The 16,745-nt window shown below is 47.1% G+C and carries 12 protein-coding genes; 8 read left to right on the top strand and 4 right to left on the bottom strand.

Going from position 1 to position 16,745, the window contains the following annotated elements; genetic code table 11:
* The first annotated feature begins 1 nt into the window (after position 1).
* From AR688_RS14235 to AR688_RS14250, 4 genes are all read left to right on the top strand, one after another.
* A complete protein-coding gene (locus tag AR688_RS14235; protein WP_068235229.1) occupies positions 2-2,317 on the top strand; it encodes an acyl-CoA dehydrogenase in 2,316 nt (771 codons plus the stop codon).
* Between the two features lie 72 nt (positions 2,318-2,389).
* Positions 2,390-2,887 (top strand): GNAT family N-acetyltransferase, encoded by a 498-nt coding sequence (locus AR688_RS14240; protein ID WP_068235231.1) that lies wholly within the window; start codon positions 2,390-2,392, stop codon positions 2,885-2,887.
* A 134-nt stretch (positions 2,888-3,021) separates the two neighbouring features.
* Positions 3,022-3,795 (top strand): PEP-CTERM/exosortase system-associated acyltransferase, encoded by a 774-nt coding sequence (locus AR688_RS14245; RefSeq protein WP_068235234.1) that lies wholly within the window; start codon positions 3,022-3,024, stop codon positions 3,793-3,795.
* 4 nt (positions 3,796-3,799) lie between these two features.
* Complete coding sequence (locus tag AR688_RS14250; protein WP_068235237.1) at positions 3,800-5,767, top strand: ThiF family adenylyltransferase; 1,968 nt, start codon at positions 3,800-3,802, stop codon at positions 5,765-5,767.
* Between the two features lie 100 nt (positions 5,768-5,867).
* On the opposite strand, the gene pepA is transcribed toward AR688_RS14250, so the two are convergent.
* The 4 genes from pepA to AR688_RS14270 form a co-directional block, all read right to left on the bottom strand.
* Positions 5,868-6,629 (bottom strand): flocculation-associated PEP-CTERM protein PepA, encoded by a 762-nt coding sequence (gene pepA / locus AR688_RS14255; protein WP_068235240.1) that lies wholly within the window; start codon positions 6,627-6,629, stop codon positions 5,868-5,870.
* 253 nt (positions 6,630-6,882) lie between these two features.
* Positions 6,883-9,639, bottom strand: coding sequence for an XrtA/PEP-CTERM system TPR-repeat protein PrsT (prsT, locus tag AR688_RS14260; protein WP_068235243.1), 2,757 nt, complete (start codon positions 9,637-9,639; stop codon positions 6,883-6,885).
* Between the two features lie 31 nt (positions 9,640-9,670).
* Positions 9,671-10,915, bottom strand: coding sequence for a UDP-N-acetyl-D-mannosamine dehydrogenase (gene wecC / locus AR688_RS14265; RefSeq protein ID WP_068235249.1), 1,245 nt, complete (start codon positions 10,913-10,915; stop codon positions 9,671-9,673).
* Positions 10,916-10,979: 64 nt separating this feature from the next.
* Complete coding sequence (locus AR688_RS14270; protein ID WP_068235251.1) at positions 10,980-11,222, bottom strand: acyl carrier protein; 243 nt, start codon at positions 11,220-11,222, stop codon at positions 10,980-10,982.
* 156 nt (positions 11,223-11,378) lie between these two features.
* Here AR688_RS14270 and AR688_RS14275 point away from each other — a divergent pair, with 156 nt between their 5' ends.
* The 4 genes from AR688_RS14275 to AR688_RS14290 are packed head-to-tail and all read left to right on the top strand — an operon-like array spanning position 11,379 to position 16,710.
* Positions 11,379-12,971: an acyl-CoA ligase (AMP-forming), exosortase A system-associated gene (locus tag AR688_RS14275; RefSeq protein WP_068235253.1), complete on the top strand. Its 1,593-nt coding sequence runs from the start codon at positions 11,379-11,381 to the stop codon at positions 12,969-12,971.
* Positions 12,968-14,227, top strand: a complete 1,260-nt coding sequence (locus tag AR688_RS14280; protein WP_068235256.1) for a pyridoxal-dependent decarboxylase, exosortase A system-associated — start codon at positions 12,968-12,970, stop codon at positions 14,225-14,227. Before AR688_RS14275 ends, AR688_RS14280 begins: the two co-directional genes overlap by 4 nt.
* A 42-nt stretch (positions 14,228-14,269) precedes the next feature.
* The gene (locus AR688_RS14285; RefSeq protein ID WP_068235259.1) at positions 14,270-15,322 is read left to right on the top strand and encodes an SGNH/GDSL hydrolase family protein; all 1,053 of its coding nucleotides are present in this window, start codon (positions 14,270-14,272) and stop codon (positions 15,320-15,322) included.
* A complete protein-coding gene (locus tag AR688_RS14290) occupies positions 15,319-16,710 on the top strand; it encodes an MBOAT family O-acyltransferase (protein ID WP_068235263.1) in 1,392 nt (463 codons plus the stop codon). The genes AR688_RS14285 and AR688_RS14290 overlap by 4 nt, the downstream gene beginning before the upstream one ends.
* The last annotated feature ends 35 nt before the right edge of the window (positions 16,711-16,745 follow it).

A 16,745-nucleotide genomic window follows, 5' to 3' on the forward strand; every position in this document is an offset into this window, starting at 1 on the left:
TATGTTGATTCTATTAATATTGGTTGTCACTTTAGCGGTGATTTTCGGCGTGGCCGATATTCGCCGAAATTTAATCACCAAACCTGTTTTTGCCATGTTTAAGAAAATTCTACCGCCGCTGTCTGATACAGAGCGCGAAGCGATGGAAGCTGGTGATGTGTGGTGGGATGGTGATCTGTTTCAGGGAAAGCCAGACTGGCACAAACTGCATAGTTTCCCTAAAGCGGAGCTAAATGCTGGTGAGCAGGCTTTTATGGACGATCAGGTAGAAACGCTGCTGAAAATGTTGGATGACTACAAGATTGTGCAGGAACAACGTGATTTGCCTACCGAGGTATGGGACTTTCTCAAACGCGAAGGTTTCTTCGCAATGATTATTCCTAAATCCTATGGTGGCCGCGAATTTTCTGCTATTGCCAACTCGACCATTGTATCGCGCATTGCTACCCGCAGTTTAACCGCAGCGGTAACGGTAATGGTGCCTAATTCTCTGGGCCCGGGCGAATTGTTAATGCATTACGGCACGCAGCAACAAAAAGATTTCTGGTTGCCCACTTTAGCTAACGGTAACGATGTTCCCTGTTTTGCGCTGACCGGGCCTGAAGCCGGCTCTGACGCCGGTGGTATTCCTGATACGGGAGTGGTGTGTAAAGGTGAGTTTGACGGCAAAGAAGTGCTGGGTATTCGTTTAAACTGGGATAAGCGCTATATCACACTGGCTCCGGTGGCGACGGTACTGGGCTTGGCGTTTAAACTGTATGATCCGGATAGCTTAATGGGAGATAAAGAAGATCTGGGGATTACCTGTGCGCTTATTCCGACCAGCCATAAAGGCGTAGAAATCGGCGACCGCCACTTTCCGATGAATATGGCCTTTATGAACGGTACTACCTACGGTAAAGATGTATTTATTCCGCTGGAGTGGATTATTGGCGGGCCAGATTATGCCGGACGTGGCTGGCGGATGCTGGTTGAATGCTTATCAGCAGGACGGGGTATCAGCCTGCCGGCTTTAGCTACCGCTACTGGGCACTTAGCAGCGCGAATGACAGGTGCTTATGGTTATGTCCGTCAGCAGTTTGGCTTGTCGATTGGTAAGTTTGAAGGTGTGCAGGAATCACTAGCCCGTATTGGTGGTTTTACTTACAGTCTGGAAGCCATGCGGGTTATGACTGCCGGTGCTATCGATATGAACCTTAGCCCAAGCGTGGTAACGGCTATCGCCAAATACCATATGACAGAGATGTCGCGTACCTTAATGAATGATGCCTTTGATATTCATGCCGGTCGTGCCATTCAGATAGGGCCTAAAAACTATCTGGCGCATGGTTATATGGGCATTCCTATTTCCATCACGGTAGAAGGCGCTAATATTCTGACCCGTAACCTGATGATTTTCGGCCAGGGCGCAACACGTTGCCACCCTTATGTACTGGCAGAGCTGGAAGCTGCGGCTAACCCGGATGCAGAGCAGGGTTTAAAGCAGTTTGACAGCTTGTTACTTAAACATATTGGTTTTGCCATGGGTAATACCTTCGGCGCGCTGTGGCAGGGTTTAACAGCCGGTGCTTTTAACACTGCACCGGTATCCGGTGAAACCGCTAAGTACTATAAACAGCTAAGCCGTATGAGCCGTGGTTTGGCATTAAGTGCAGACTTTTCGATGTTGATTTTAGGTGGTGAATTAAAACGCCGTGAAATGTTATCAGCGCGCTTAGGCGATGTGTTAAGCCAGCTGTATATTGCCTCCGCTGTGTTGAAATTCTATGAAGACAATGGCCGCCAGCAATGTGACTTGCCGTTTGTACATTACAGTGTGCAGCGGGCGTTGTTTGAAATAGGCCGTGCTTTTGATGGCTTCTTTGCCAACTTTCCTAATCGCTTTGTTGCCGGGTTACTGCGTGTTCTGGTATTCCCGTTCGGCATAGGCTACAAAATGCCGGATGACGATACTGCGATCCAAATCTGTGAAGCGATGTCCAGGCCTGGTGTAGTACGTAACCGTTTAACGCATCTGTGTTATATCGGCGAGGGCGAGGACGATGCAACGGGTTTAATGGAAAGCGCCTTTATAGCAATGTACGAAGCGCAGCCTGTTATGAAGAAAATTTATCAGGCCCAGCGCGACGGTAAGTTGCCACGTAAGCAACCACTGGAGCAGACCATTGAGCAGGCTTTACTGGCTGAAGTGATAACCGATCCTGAATCTAAACAGTTATTAAAAATGAATGCGTTGCGCTTCAGTGCGATCAGCGTAGACAGTTTTAAGGCAGGCGAACTGGAAAGCCAGGCTTTAACCTCAGCTGACGTAGGTTAAACAACTTGCTACACTCAAACGCCGACAGGGTAAGGACTCTGCCGGCGTTTTTTATTGCCTTTGGGAGCTGTTATGTCAGATAAACTAAGTTTACGTTTAGCAACACCGCAAGATGTACCTGTTATATTGACTTTTATTCAGGGGCTGGCTGAATATGAAAGGCTATCAGATCAGGTTGTTGCTACTGAAGAGAAGTTACAGCAGACATTATTTGGTCATAAAGCTTATGCAGAAGTGGTTATCGCAGAATATGATAACAAGGCTGCCGGCTTTGCATTGTTCTTTCATAACTATTCAACATTTTTAGCCAAACCAGGTATTTATCTGGAGGACTTGTTTGTATCTCCTGAATACCGGGGCAAAGGTTTGGGCAGGGTGTTATTAAGCTACCTGGCAAAACTGGCTGTTGACCGTGATTGTGGCCGTCTGGAATGGTCTGTACTAGACTGGAACCAACCTGCGATAGATTTTTATCAGGCACAGGGCGCCACTATGCTGCATGATTGGCGTATAAACCGGGTTACCGGTGCATCGTTGCAGCAGCTGGCGGCTAAACATACAGTTAGTTAATATTATTGTGAACTTGATGTGACTCTAAATAATTTAGTATATAAAATTCGCATTGTTAGATGATTTTACTATGTAAAACAAACAAAGAGTGGCTACTATATTTACTGAGTCTAATGTATTAACTGGATATCATCATGGATTGTGTCAGTCTGGCCGACAACTTTAAGCAGTATTTTGAAATTAAGTTTGCCGCTTCAACAGCGTTACGACAAGAGTCTTTTAAGATCAGGCACTCAGTGTACTGTGAAGAACTAGGCTGGGAGCCGTTGCGTGAAAATGGTATGGAAACCGATGAATGTGACGAGTACTCTTTCGTCCTGCTGTTGTTGCATAAAAGGACTGGCCAGTATGCCGGAACCGCACGGCTGGTTATTCCGCCACCGGAGCACCCATCTTATCAACTGCCGTTTGAGCAACACTGTTTATCATCAGTCAGAACCGATTTAATAGATCTGTCTGAGTTTGAACGCGGATCTTTCAGCGAAATTTCCCGGCTTGCTGTGCCTGAGGCATTTCGCCGTCGTTTAGGTGAAAAAAATACCCCTTATGTTATCAACGAGATCAACCTGGAAAAAGACGTATTTTCAGAGGAAGAGCGCAGAAATTTCCCTAATATTGCCATAGGCTTATATCTGAGCATTATCGCTTTGGTACAAATGTGCCATCACAAGGCTATGTTTGTGGTGGTAGAGCCCAGGTTGAAAAAACGCCTTGAGCGGCTGGGGCTGGCGTTTGAGCAAATCGGTGATGAAATGGATTATCACGGCACCCGTGCATTGTTTTACCTTCCTGAGCATAAGTATATTTCGGCACTTAACCCGGAAATTCTACAACTGTTTCATATGCTCAAAAGCCAGTTAGCTCCGCAACTGAGGCTTTACCCTTATCTTACCCGGCAAAAGGACTAATCGTATGAGTTCATCCGATTTTGACTACTACAAAGCATTTTCGCGCAATATTGGCTGGCTTACCTTAGCAGAGCAGCAATTGCTGGCCAGTAAACGCGTGGCGATTGCCGGTATGGGCGGGGTGGGAGGAGCACACTTACTGACGCTTGCCCGACTTGGGGTTGGTCGGTTTCATTTAGCAGACTTTGATAGTTTCGATATTGAAAACTTTAACCGTCAGGCCGGTGCCAGATTATCTTCTGTAGGTCAGAAAAAGCTCGATACGCTGGTGGCAATGGCGTTGGATATTAACCCTGATCTGGAAATAACTACTTTTGCAGACGGTGTTACTGAAAGCAATATCGACGCCTTTCTACAGGATGTTGATGTTTATATTGATGGGCTTGACTTTTTTGCGCTGAAAATCAGAAGTTTGATGTTCAGAAAAGCCTATGATGCAGGCATTCCGGCGGTAACCGCAGCTCCTTTGGGAATGGGCGTAGCAAACCTGAATTTTCTTCCGGGTAAGATGACATTTGAGCAGTATTTTCTGCTTGATGGTTGTGATGAAAATGAGCAGTATCTGCGCTTTTTTGTCGGGCTATCGCCAGCCAGATTGCACAGTGCCTATTTAGTAGTACCAGAAAGTATTAATTTGCCAGAGCGCAAAGGGCCATCAACTATCATGGCCTGCGAGCTGTGTGCCGGTGTTGCAGCAACACAAGCCTTAAAACTGATGCTTAACCGGGGTAAAGTTATTGCCGCGCCAAAAAGCCTGCAGTTTGATGCTTATCGTAATACCTATAAAGTTAGCTGGCGGCCCTTTGGCAATGCCAATCCAATAAACCGGCTGGCACTTTATCTGGGACGGAAGTATTTTCTGAATCAGCCTGCCCAGGTAGCGCCTAAAACAGTACCAGAACAGGATCCGCTGCGTTATGTATTGGATAAAGCCCGCTGGGCACCCAGTGGCGACAACACCCAATGCTGGCGCTTTCGACCTACATCGGCGCTAAGTTGTGACATTCTGGGTAATGACACCCGGCACGATGTGGTATACGACTTAAATGGCTTTGCCAGTAATATGGCTCACGGTGCTTTACTCGAAACCGCCCGCATCGCAGCTTCTGAGCGCGGATATCAGCTGGAAATCAGTGATATCGACTGCTCTGATGCAGAGCATCCGGTATACAAAATTACTTTGCTGCAAGACAGCAGCATTAAAGCTGATGGGCTTGCTCCCTATATTGAAACCCGAACTGTGCAGCGCAGGCCAATGGGCACTGCGGCACTAAGCGCAGAGGAGAAGCGTCAGCTTGAAATGGCCTTACCAGCCGGCTTTGCGGTGCATTGGTTTGAAAGTACAGCGCAGCGCTGGACTATCGCTAAGTTGTTATATGGTAATGCTTACACCCGGCTGATTATGAAAGAGGGCTATGATGTACATAGCAAAATCATCGACTGGGGTAAGCGGTTCAGTATAGACAAAATTCCTGAGCAGGCACTTGGGGTTGATGCGGCTACTGCAAAACTGATGAAATGGGCGCTGGCAAGCTGGGGGCGCTTTGAGTTTATGGCCAAATATATGGGCGGAACAATAGCCCCCAGGTTACAACTTGATTTATTGCCAGCCCTACGCTGCAGCGCACACTTTGTGCTGTACAGCACTGAAGCTGATGCTCCGGTAACCTTGGCGCAGCAATTTGCTGCCGGGGGCGCTTTACAGCGCTTTTGGCTTACAGCGGCTAAGTTAAATTTAGGTTTTCAGCCTGAGCAGACACCGGTTATTTTTTCCGGTTATTTACGTGACAAGCTGCAGTTTACTACAAATCAACAGGCATTCGATAACGCAGTAGAAATGGATAAAAAGCTGGCAGCGTTATTGCCGCCACAGGTATTTACTAACAAGGTGTTCTTTGGCCGGTTAGGACGTAGTGAGCAACCGGCTTCGCGCTCGTTGCGGTTTAGTCTGGAACAATTACTGGTAGATTAAAGCAGAGATACCGTGCAAAAAATGTTTAATAAGCAGGCACGGTGTAAAAGACAATAAAAAAGGGCATCATCAGATGCCCTTTTTTGTCAGCGCTGATAAATCAGGCTTTGTTACGACGGTTCAGACGCAAACCTAACAGACCTAAACCTAACAATGCTAAGCTTGCTGGCTCTGGTACGCTGAAAGTCTGGTTACCATCGTGACGGATTTGGAATTCTTGAGTAGAACCCGGAACACCGTTATAGTTTGGTGATAAACCGATAATATTCTGCACAGTAACAATCAGTTGTGAGTATACAAACTCATTACCAGAGATATCGTTACCGTTGTAGTAGAAGTAACCTGGGTTAGCGTTGAACTTCATGGTGATATCACATGCACCAACACCTGCAACACTTGTCATACAGTTGCCGCTAGACAGTGAGAAAGTACCTAAAGCTGCAGCGGTACCGGCATCATAAGCACCGTTTACAGTTGTGTCAGCCCATAAAGTGGCAGAACCACCGGCAAATAAAACCTGAATTAAGCCACCAAAATCAGGGAATGCTTCGGCCGTACCTTCAAATTCATAATCCAGAAATACTTCGTATGCTGAAGGTAAAAAGTTCGGCATACCTGCTTGTTTGAAGTTAACCATTAATGTCTGGCCAAACTCCATAAAGTCATCTGCACCACCGAAAATAGAACCATTGCCGTTAGAGTCGGTTTGTTCAACATTTGCCAGATCCGGATCCCAGTCGATTTCGTCGAACATGGTAGAGCCTGAACCGCCAAATGAGCTATCGTCAAATGTAATTACTGAAGCACTGGCGCTAAACGCCGTTGCTCCAGCTAAAACTAATCCTGCAAGTAATTTTTTCATTTTAATTTCCTTAGTGAAGTTTCCACACAAGTTAGCTGGGTTTCCCTGCAAACTTATCCTCAAGCAATCGACTTATATATAAGCACTTTTGGTGCCAACTTTTTTTGTTGTATTTAATCAATGATTTACGTTATTGCTAGTAAGGTGGAAAACTGATGTTGTAAAATTACGTGACAGTAGCAGGAGATATTTTTTATAGTAAATGTATTGTTAGCTGAAGCAGTGCCGCATTGCTGCGGCACTGCTGTTCTTATCACAGCATGTTGTTAATGGCTTCAACCCGCTTGATAATTTCGGCATCCCGGCTTTTTACATCAGCCAGCACGGTTTTAGCTTTGCTTTTATTATCTGCCCGCACCAGTGCTTCGGCATAATTTAGCTTAACCAGATCATTCTCTGGTCTGATCGCCAGAGATTGCTCAAAAGCTTTTATAGCGTCGGGCAAGTTGTCCATCTTCATCAGCACTTTGCCGTAAGTGTCCAATACATCAGGATGCTTTGGCGCTTGCTTTATTGCTCTCTCAATATGTTGCTTAGCTTCAGGCAACTGGTTTTGCTCTGCCAGAATCCAGGCATAGTTATTCAGTATGATGTAGTTGTCAGGTGACGCCTGTAAAATTTCATCATAAAGCTCAAAAGCTTTTTTCTTATCAGACTCCAGCAATAAGTTGGCGTAAAACAGTTTCAGGTTGCCGCTGGCAGGGGCTTTACTAAAATGGCCCTCTAAGAACTCTACAGCACGCTGATGTGAGTAGTCTTTTGAGTAAATTTCAGCAATAAACATGGCGGTCTGATCGGTTGGTGCTAACTGATAGCTTTGATTAAAAGCCGTAACAGCCGGTGGGATCTGGCCGTTTAAAAACAGTATCCGGCCTTTTAAAAACTGCATTTCAGCTGTTGCTGCGTCGTTATCGGTCAGGTTTTTGAAGGTATCCAATGCTTTGGTATAGTCTTTAGATTCAGACAGTGCCATTATTTTGCTACGTAGCAGCATCGGGTTTTTCGGATGTTTAACCAGCTGTTTATCCGCAACATTTATCGCCTCTGCATGCCGCTTAGCCAGGCTGAGGCTGGTGGCATAGAAATATGCCGCCCGCAGGTTTTCCGGTTCCTGCTGGTACCAGCGTTCGCTTAGTGTAAGCACCTCTTTCTGATTACCAAGCTGGGCATGTGAGTCTATCAAGGTCAGCCAGTAAGCTGCAGTGGCATTAACCATATTGGCTGATGGATCGCCAATGGTTTCTATAGCTTTTTTAAAGTCTTGTTGCTGGTAGTACATGCGGGCTAACGTTAACCGCAGTGCATTGTTGGCCGGGTTATCTGTAAGGATTGCGCCAGCCCGTTTTATGGCGTCAGCGCCTTTGTCATCATCTTTGCTCAGCGCATAGTATTGTTGTAAAGCTGGCAGGTAAGTTGGATGTTTCTCTATCGATTTAACCAGAAGTTGTTTTGCTTGCACAAAATCACTTTTTGTTCCGGCAACAAGGGCTTGCAACAGTAAGGTAAAAGGTTGGTCAGGAGTGGCTTGCTGCGCTTGCTCCAGAAACACTTCAGCTTCTGTGAACTGCTTTTGCAGCATAGCGCCATAAGCTTTCAGATTGTAGCCAACAACGGCCAGTTTTTCGTCAGACAGCCACTCGTCAACTATCGCTGATGCTTTGTCATACTCTTTCTGTCTGAGGTAACTTATCGCCAGCACAACACGGGTCTGATTCTGGCTTGGATCCAGTTGTAAGGCTTGTTCAAGGTCTCGCAGGCCGCTTGACTCCTGGCCATCAATGCCCATTTTAAGCAGGCCTAAGGTTGCCAGCGAGGTGACATCCTTGCTGTTTTCACTCAGTTCATACTTAGCAATCAGCTCTTGTGCTGCACTGCCGGAGCCTTGTTTAATCAGTTGAAATGACGTTGCTGCAAGTAATTTGTAATCCATCGCCTGCGGATCCTGATTAACCAGAACCGCCTGAGCCTGATCAAGCTGGCCAGACTTTAACTGCAGTGAAGCATAAAGATTTTGCAACGGCGGATATTGCTGCAACTGGTTTTCTACTGCGCTCAGATGGTTTAATGCCTGGCTCTCCAGCCCCAGGTTCAGTGAAGCTAATGCGGCAATAATACGTGCGCTGGTATTACGCAGGCCGTTATTGATGGCTTTTTCAACATGCTCTTTGGCCAGAGTGTAATTCTCACGCTCATACTCCAGCACCGCTTTTAGATAATTAGTAAACGGCTGATTTGGAAACGCTTTTAGTAGCAGGGCTAATTCTTTATCGGCTAAATCAAACTGCTCTGTACTGACCAGGTTCTGCGTCAGCATCAGGCGGGCTTGTAAGTTGTTGGGGACCAGTGTCAGATAGTTGCGCATGCTTTCAATGGAGGCGACATGCTGCTCTTCTGCTAACTGGGTTCTGCCTTGCAGAAATAATGCTTCGGCATAAAGTATGCTGTCAGGCTGCACCTGAGTAATGACCTCTAACGCCTGGCTGTTATTCCGGTTAGCAATAAGCAAATGCGCCTGAGCATAAATTGTGGCATCACTGAACTTGTCTTGTGTTGCCAGTTGGTCAAAAAGTGCTATCGCTGCGTCAGCGTCACCTAGTTCTAGATGAGCCAGAGCACGATATACATCGACGTAAATCTGCAATTCAGGTGCAAGCGTCTCATCAGAAAAGTGCTCCAGCACTGCCTGGTAATCACCCGCCTGATAGCTGCTGCGAACCAGCGGTAACGCTACTTTTTGTTTGTCGGTGCCATAACTCAGCGCGCGGGCCAGCTCTTTTTCTGCAGATATGCTGTCGCCAATCTGCAGTTGGAGTAAACCAAGAGCCAAACGGTATTCTGCATTCTCTGGTTCTTGTTGCACAGCTGATTTCAATTCGATTACAGCGGCGTTGTATTGCTTGTTCTGAATAAAGCTCAGCGCATCACTGTAATGCTCTGTTGCATCTTTACTGCCACAACCGGAAAGCAGCGCCAGCATAATAGCGCTGGCGAGCAGGGTAGTTTTTTTCATAGTTACACTCCTTGTAGCGAAATGGTTTTCGTTAACCGAAAATGCCTCTGGTATCAATAACAACTTTGGTTGCTACATCTACCGGGTGCAGAGTTTTAAACTGCTTATGGTCGACCAGTACCACCAAAATATTGGCTTGCTCTAAAGCCTGTGGCAAAGACGTTAGCCGGGCATTGTGGTCGGCATATTTTTTCGGTAACTGTTTAATATTAGGTTCTACCAGCAAAATTTCACCAATATTGTCTTTTAACAACGACATGGCAATATCCAGTGCCGGGCTTTCACGTAAATCGTCAATATCTGCTTTGAAGGCTAAACCTAAACAGGCAATTACCGGCTTTTTAAACTGATCAGCAGCCTGCTTTATTTTATCAATCACGTACAGCGGTTTACTGTCGTTAATTTCACGCGCCTTGCGGATAATCTGCGCTTGCTCTGGCGCGGAGTCAACAATAAACCATGGGTCAACAGCAATACAATGACCACCTACACCCGGGCCTGGTGTTAAAATATTAACCCTTGGGTGGCGGTTAGCCAGCTTGATCAATTCCCAGACGTTGATTTTTAAATGATCACAAATCATCGACAGTTCATTGGCAAAGGCGATATTAACGTCGCGGAACGAGTTTTCGGTCAGCTTGGCCATTTCTGCCGTGCGGGCGTTGGTTAACAAACATTCACCGCGTACAAACAGGTGATACAGGGCAACGGCTTTTTGCGCACAGCGCTCGGTAATGCCGCCAATAATCCTGTCGTTGCTGACCAGTTCTTGCAACACGCGGCCAGGTAATACGCGCTCAGGGCAGTGCGCAATAAAAACATCGGCTTTGTCCGGGTCCTGGTGTGGCATAACCAGATCAGGGCGCAGCTCAGCCAGCCAGGCTGAAATTTTATCGGTAGTACCAACCGGAGAGGTTGATTCAAGTACGATAAGGTTACCTTTAGCAATAACCGGAGCAATATTTTCCAGCGCAGCCTTAATGTAACTTAAATCCGGGGTTTTATTTTCTTTAAACGGCGTGGGCACCGCTATCATAAAAGCTTCAGCCGGTTCCGGCGTCAGAGAGGCCTTTAACTTGCCGGTGGTAACGGCTGCTTGTACCAGCATATCCAAGTCAGGTTCAACAATATGAATTTTGCCCTGATTAATGGTATTAACCGCATGCTCTGAAACATCAACACCGAGCACTTCCACACCGCGGGAGGCGATAACGGCGGCGGTGGGTAAACCTATATAGCCCAAACCTATTACTGATACACGGGAAAAACTCTGCATACTGTGTCCTTTATACCTGAGGTTTTACTGTCTGACGCTGTACCATATAAGGCATAATGCGATGTCAGGCAGCTTGTTTTTCGGTGACGAATTTATTTAACTGGCCAAAGTTTTCAAATACGTCGGCGGATATTTCATCATCATTAATCTGGATACCCAGTTGCTCTTCCAGTTCGGTTATTACAGCGATAACGGCCATAGAATCAAACTCTGGAATAGCGCCCAGCAAAGGGGTATCGTCGGTAAATTGTTTATCTATTTGCAAGACGGCGCGTAAGATATCAGCGAGAAGTTGCTGGTGTGGCATAATGCTTCCTTAAAATGACAGGTAGTTCCCTGATTTGCGTAAAGGGTGCCGCTGCGGTTAAACTACAAAAAGTAGATAAATTACAGTCGGATTTTCCGCAAAACTGTTTTATTATTGCACACAAAGGGATAAAAAGTGAAAGGTCTGAAGGATACTATGACCAAAAATCTCCACGATATCGTTACCCAGTCTGCTGCGCGTTTTCCTAAGCGTCCTGCACTGTACTTTAAAAACACCGCCTTAACTTATGCTGAACTTGCATCTGGCGTAACAACAACTGCCATGCAGCTGCAAGCGCAGGATGTTCAGCGCTTTGATCGGGTGGCGGTGTACCTGCCCAAACAATTTGAAACCGTGTTCAGTCTGTTTGGCTGCGCCATGGCCGGTGCAGTATTTGTACCGGTGAACCCGGGTTTAAAGGCGGCGCAGGTAGCACATATCCTGCAGGACTGTAATGTCCGCGTACTCATTACCAGTAAAGACCGGCTGGCCAGTTTAGAAGAAGAGCTGCATTTGTGCAGTGACTTACATACGGTGTTATTGACTGACGTTGCTGAAGATATGAGCCCGCTGGCGCATATTCAGCTGAAGTCATTTTATGCCGACGTCAGCCACAGAACATTGCAGTTATATCCGCATGCAACCGATCAGGACATGGCGGCTATTTTGTATACCTCTGGCAGCACCGGTAAACCCAAAGGGGTGGTGTTATCGCACCGCAATATGCTGGTGGGCGCGCAAAGCGTATCAAGCTACCTCAACAACACACCCGATGATGTCTTACTGGCATTACTACCGCTGAGTTTTGATTATGGCTTAAGCCAGCTGACCACTGCATTTTTAACCGGTGCCAGTGTAGTGTTACTGGATTTCTTCCTGGTACAGGATGTCGTACGTACGGTGCAGCAACATGGCGTAACCGGTATCGCTGCAGTGCCGCCTTTATGGGCGCAGCTGGCAAAAGCCAACTGGGTTGAAGGCAGTACTGATACAGTGCGCTATCTGACCAACTCCGGTGGTGCTATGCCACAAGCCTTGTTGCAGCAGTTGCAACGGGTATTTAATAAGGCTGAACCCTATTTAATGTATGGTTTAACCGAGGCCTTCCGTTCTACCTATTTGCCGCCAGCCGAGCTGGAAAAGCGGCCCGGCTCTATGGGTAAAGCTATTCCAAATGCCGAGATTGTGGTTGTGCGTGAAGATGGCAGTATCTGTGCGCCCAATGAACCAGGAGAGTTGGTGCATCGCGGGCCGCTGGTTAGCCTGGGATACTGGAATGCGCCGGATAAAACAGCCGAGCGATTTAAGTTTGACCCGGTAGCGCCTAAAGGTATTCAGCTACCCCAACTTGCAGTGTGGTCTGGTGATACCGTGCGCTGCGATGAAGATGGCTTTTTATACTTTATTGGCCGGCGCGATGAAATGATTAAAACCTCAGGTTACCGGGTTAGCCCCACTGAAGTGGAAGAGGCCGTTTACCAACTTAGCCCTGCACTGGTTGATGTTGCTGCTATAGGTGTACCGCACCCTGAGCTGGAGCAAGCCATTTTGGTGTTATTTGCCTGCAAAGACGGTAGTGAACCGGACATTGCTAACTGGACAACCCAGCTAAAGCGCAGTTTGCCTAATTTTATGCAGCCCAAAGCGTTAATTTTGCAACCGGGTTTACCGAAAAATGCCAATGGTAAAATTGACCGTAAGCTATTGTCAGAGCAGTACCGGGGTTATTTTAATGAGGTATCCAGATGAGTAGTACCCTGAATACAGAAACACGGCCACTAGCGCCACAGCATGAGCTTATGTCGCAGTTTAGCTGTCAGGGCGATAATCTGCTGCTGGGCCGTTTCAGCCTTAGTGCTATTAGCACTATGCTTGGCAAAACAGTATTTTATGCTTATGACCGCCAGGTTATAAACCAACAGATCCAACGTTTTAGGGCGGCAATCCCTAACAGAATTAAGTTGCACTATGCGGTAAAAGCCAACCCATACTGGCCTGTTGTGCAGCACATGCGCCCGTTAGTAGACGGCTTTGATGTGGCATCGCAAAAAGAAATGCTGCTGGCGATACAAAGCGGTATGCCGGTAGCCGATATCAGTTTTGCCGGTCCGGGGAAAACCGATACCGAGCTTGCCGCCGCTATTACCGCCGGCGTTACACTAAATGTGGAGTCGGCCAGCGAGCTGCAGCGTATTTGCCGTCTGGCAGAGTTGCACAAAGTGACACCACAGGTGGCACTGCGCGTTAATCCGGCGTTTGAGCTCAAAGCGTCAGGCATGAAAATGGCCGGTGGTGCTAAGCCTTTTGGTATTGATGAAGAGCAAGTGTTTGAGCTGCTGACCCAGATAGCTGCTATGCCGGTGAAGTTGCGTGGGTTTCATATTTTCTGCGGCTCGCAGAATCTAAAAACTGAAGCACTGACAGAAGCGCACCAGCTTACATTTGATCTGGCAGCTAAACTGGTAGCCGCTTGCCCATACCGGCCTGATTTGATCAATCTGGGTGGTGGTTTTGGTATTCCATATTTCCCTGGTGAAAAACGGCTTGATATACAGCCTATTGGTTTATCGCTGACACAATTACTACAGCAACACGAACAAGCGCTTGCCGGTATTGAGCTGGTGATTGAACTTGGCCGTTATCTGGTGGCAGAGGCTGGCGTTTATGCTTGTCAGGTGGTAGATAAAAAGGTGTCCCGTGGCACAACCTATCTGGTGTGTAATGGTGGTTTACATCACCATCTGGCTAACTCTGGCAATTTTGGCCAGGTGATCCGCAAAAATTATCCGGTGGCTATTGGCAATAAAATGCAGCAAGCAGATACTGAACTGGTTACTGTCGTCGGGCCTTTGTGTACGCCACTGGACATACTGGCGGATAAGGTAAGCCTGCCGGTCGCCGAAGTGGGAGATTGGGTTGTGGTGTATCAGTCCGGTGCTTATGGCCCCACGGCCAGCCCGCAGGATTTTCTTGGCCATCCGGCAGTGGTTGAGATTTTACTCTGATACAGAGCTAAACAGAGAGCTAACTAAACAGAGAGCGTTAACATGGCTAAGGACAGTCAGATATGGAAAACGTTATTGCTGGCGCTGATTTTATTTATGCTGATGGAGTTTCTATTACAACTTAGAGCGCAGCTGAAGTTTGGCAACAGTATTCTTACCGCAGCCTTCGCTGACAACAGCGCACAAGGCTCGCTGTTTGTGCAGCACAATGGTTATCAGTTGTTGGCAGCCGATGTTGAGTTTGAAGGCAGCAGCATTAAAGTACAAAGCAACCAGCTGGGGCTGCGCTCTGCTGCTGTAGGGCCTAAAACAAACAGCAACATCAGAGTTATTGCACTGGGTGCCTCCAGCACTTATGGCGCCTATGCTGCTACTAACGACGATACCTTTCCGGCAATATTGCAGCGGATCAGTAGTGATATACCGCTTGAAGTCATTAATGCCGGTATACCGGGAAACGATATCAGCAGCCAGTATTTGCTGTATGCAGAGCAGCTGGCTGGCTTGTCTGAAGATGTGTTAATTCTGTATTCTGGTTTAAGTAACGATGTGGGCCGTTTATGTCAGCGAAACGGCGCTGCTAAAAGTTACGCTTTGCCGCAGTTACAGGCACCCAAATGGTTGTTAAGCGTGGATTTGCTGTTGAAAAACAGCACAGATTTACGCTACGTGCCTTACAAATATTCCCCGATGCCCGATCTTAACCCTTACCTGCAGCAATATGCTGCCTCGCTGCGGCAGATAGTTAAACTGGCGCAGCAGCGACAGGTTAAAACCATACTGTTTGCTGAAAATTTACGGGCCTTTCGTAAAGATCAGCCACTGCAGTTACAGCAGCAACTGGCCGCTTCAGCACTTTATTACACGCCTTGTTTAACAGTCGGGCAGTTTTCCGAGGTGTTTGAACAATACAACCAAGTGCAACAGCAAATTGCTGCTGAGTACGCTGATGTGCATTATGTCCGTTTGTCAGAGCAGGTGCCTGGCGGGCGCGAATACTTTACTGACAGCGTGCATTTTTCAGCTAAAGGTGAGCAGGCTATCGCTGCGGCACTGGCGCAGGTGTTAAAAGACACCCGGCAGGTGGCGCCATGAGTTTTACGTCATTTCATTTCTATGTGTTTTTAATCGCATTGGTTATTTTGCTGCGGCTTATTCAACATAACGGCCAAAAGAAAATGCTGCTGCTGTTGGCCAGTTACTGGTTTTACATGAGCTGGGATTGGCGTTTTGGTGCGCTACTGTTCGCTATGACGGCAGTGAATTTTTACTGTGGCCGGTTAATTCGGTACTCGGCTCGGCCAAAAATCTGGTTAGCTGTATCACTGGTGTTTAGTTTGGGTGTGTTGGGGCTATTTAAGTATTTTAATTTCTTCCTCACTAATCTGGATGCTGTCGCTTCTATGCTGGGTATGTCATCGCATATTAATATCCTGCATATTATTTTGCCGGTGGGGATCTCGTTTTATACCTTTCAGGCGTTGTCTTACACCATAGATATTTATCGGCGGCAGCTGGACCCTGTTGACTCGCTGGCCGACTTTACGCTGTTTGTATCATTTTTTCCGCAACTGGTTGCCGGGCCAATAGTACGCGCCAGTTATTTTCTGCCGCAACTGGCACAGCATACTTATGCTGACAGCGCTGCGCAGCAGGAAGGTGTGATGCTTATTATCCGTGGCCTGATAAAAAAAGTGCTTCTGGCAGATGTACTGGCACTTCATCTGGTTGACCCTGCCTTTGCTGATTATGCTAACCAGTCGTCTGTGTTTTTAGTATTGGCATTAATTGGCTACAGTTTTCAGGTTTATCTGGATTTCTCAGCCTACACCGACATTGCCAGGGGCTGCGCCCGTTTATTGGGTTATCAGTTGCCGGTGAATTTTAACCGGCCTTATCTGGCCGACAGTATTTCTAATTTCTGGCAGCGCTGGCATATTTCTATGTCGTCTTTTTTCCGCGACTACCTTTATCACGGGCTGGGTGGCAGTAAACGCGGCAATGTCTATATCAATTTGATACTCACCTTTGTTGCCATTGGGGTATGGCATGGCGCCGGCTGGAATTTTCTGCTTTATGGTTTCTGCCATGGCGTGTTGGTGGCGTTTGAGCGCTATATGCGTAAGTACGGCTGGTTTGGCAAGCAAACAGGCTGGCGTTGGGCGCTGGCAGTGCTTAGAACGTTTTTCCTGGTATGTTTGCTAAGGGTAATGTTCAGGGCTGAGGATCTGCATCATGCGGGTGGCTATTTACAGGCTATCTGGCATAACATGGCGTTATCGTTTCATCTTACTGCTGCCGGCGCGGTGGCGTTGCTGGTGGCCGTAATACTGCATTTGATCCCGCAGCATTATATTGCATTGTGGCAACAGCGTTATCTGACCATACCACAACTGCTGCAGGCCTCAGTCATAGTGCTATTACTTTACAGTATGCTTATGCTGGGATCGGGCGAAGCGCCTTTTATTTATTTTCAGTTTTGAAAACCTGCTATTCAGGTGTGAATAATCAGCAACAT

Origin of the sequence: Rheinheimera sp. EpRS3, assembly GCF_001513785.1 — a bacterium.
Lineage (GTDB): Bacteria > Pseudomonadota > Gammaproteobacteria > Enterobacterales > Alteromonadaceae > Alishewanella.

What these genes read in the sequence shown, in the direction of transcription:
- AR688_RS14235 (WP_068235229.1), top strand. Translation starts at nt 2, where the DNA reads ATGTTGATTCTATTAATATTGGTTGTCACTTTAGCGGTGATTTTCGGC.
- AR688_RS14240 (WP_068235231.1), top strand. Translation starts at nt 2,390, where the DNA reads ATGTCAGATAAACTAAGTTTACGTTTAGCAACACCGCAAGATGTACCT.
- AR688_RS14245 (WP_068235234.1), top strand. Translation starts at nt 3,022, where the DNA reads ATGGATTGTGTCAGTCTGGCCGACAACTTTAAGCAGTATTTTGAAATT.
- AR688_RS14250 (WP_068235237.1), top strand. Translation starts at nt 3,800, where the DNA reads ATGAGTTCATCCGATTTTGACTACTACAAAGCATTTTCGCGCAATATT.
- pepA (WP_068235240.1), bottom strand. Translation starts at nt 6,629, where the DNA reads ATGAAAAAATTACTTGCAGGATTAGTTTTAGCTGGAGCAACGGCGTTT.
- prsT (WP_068235243.1), bottom strand. Translation starts at nt 9,639, where the DNA reads ATGAAAAAAACTACCCTGCTCGCCAGCGCTATTATGCTGGCGCTGCTT.
- wecC (WP_068235249.1), bottom strand. Translation starts at nt 10,915, where the DNA reads ATGCAGAGTTTTTCCCGTGTATCAGTAATAGGTTTGGGCTATATAGGT.
- AR688_RS14270 (WP_068235251.1), bottom strand. Translation starts at nt 11,222, where the DNA reads ATGCCACACCAGCAACTTCTCGCTGATATCTTACGCGCCGTCTTGCAA.
- AR688_RS14275 (WP_068235253.1), top strand. Translation starts at nt 11,379, where the DNA reads ATGACCAAAAATCTCCACGATATCGTTACCCAGTCTGCTGCGCGTTTT.
- AR688_RS14280 (WP_068235256.1), top strand. Translation starts at nt 12,968, where the DNA reads ATGAGTAGTACCCTGAATACAGAAACACGGCCACTAGCGCCACAGCAT.
- AR688_RS14285 (WP_068235259.1), top strand. Translation starts at nt 14,270, where the DNA reads ATGGCTAAGGACAGTCAGATATGGAAAACGTTATTGCTGGCGCTGATT.
- AR688_RS14290 (WP_068235263.1), top strand. Translation starts at nt 15,319, where the DNA reads ATGAGTTTTACGTCATTTCATTTCTATGTGTTTTTAATCGCATTGGTT.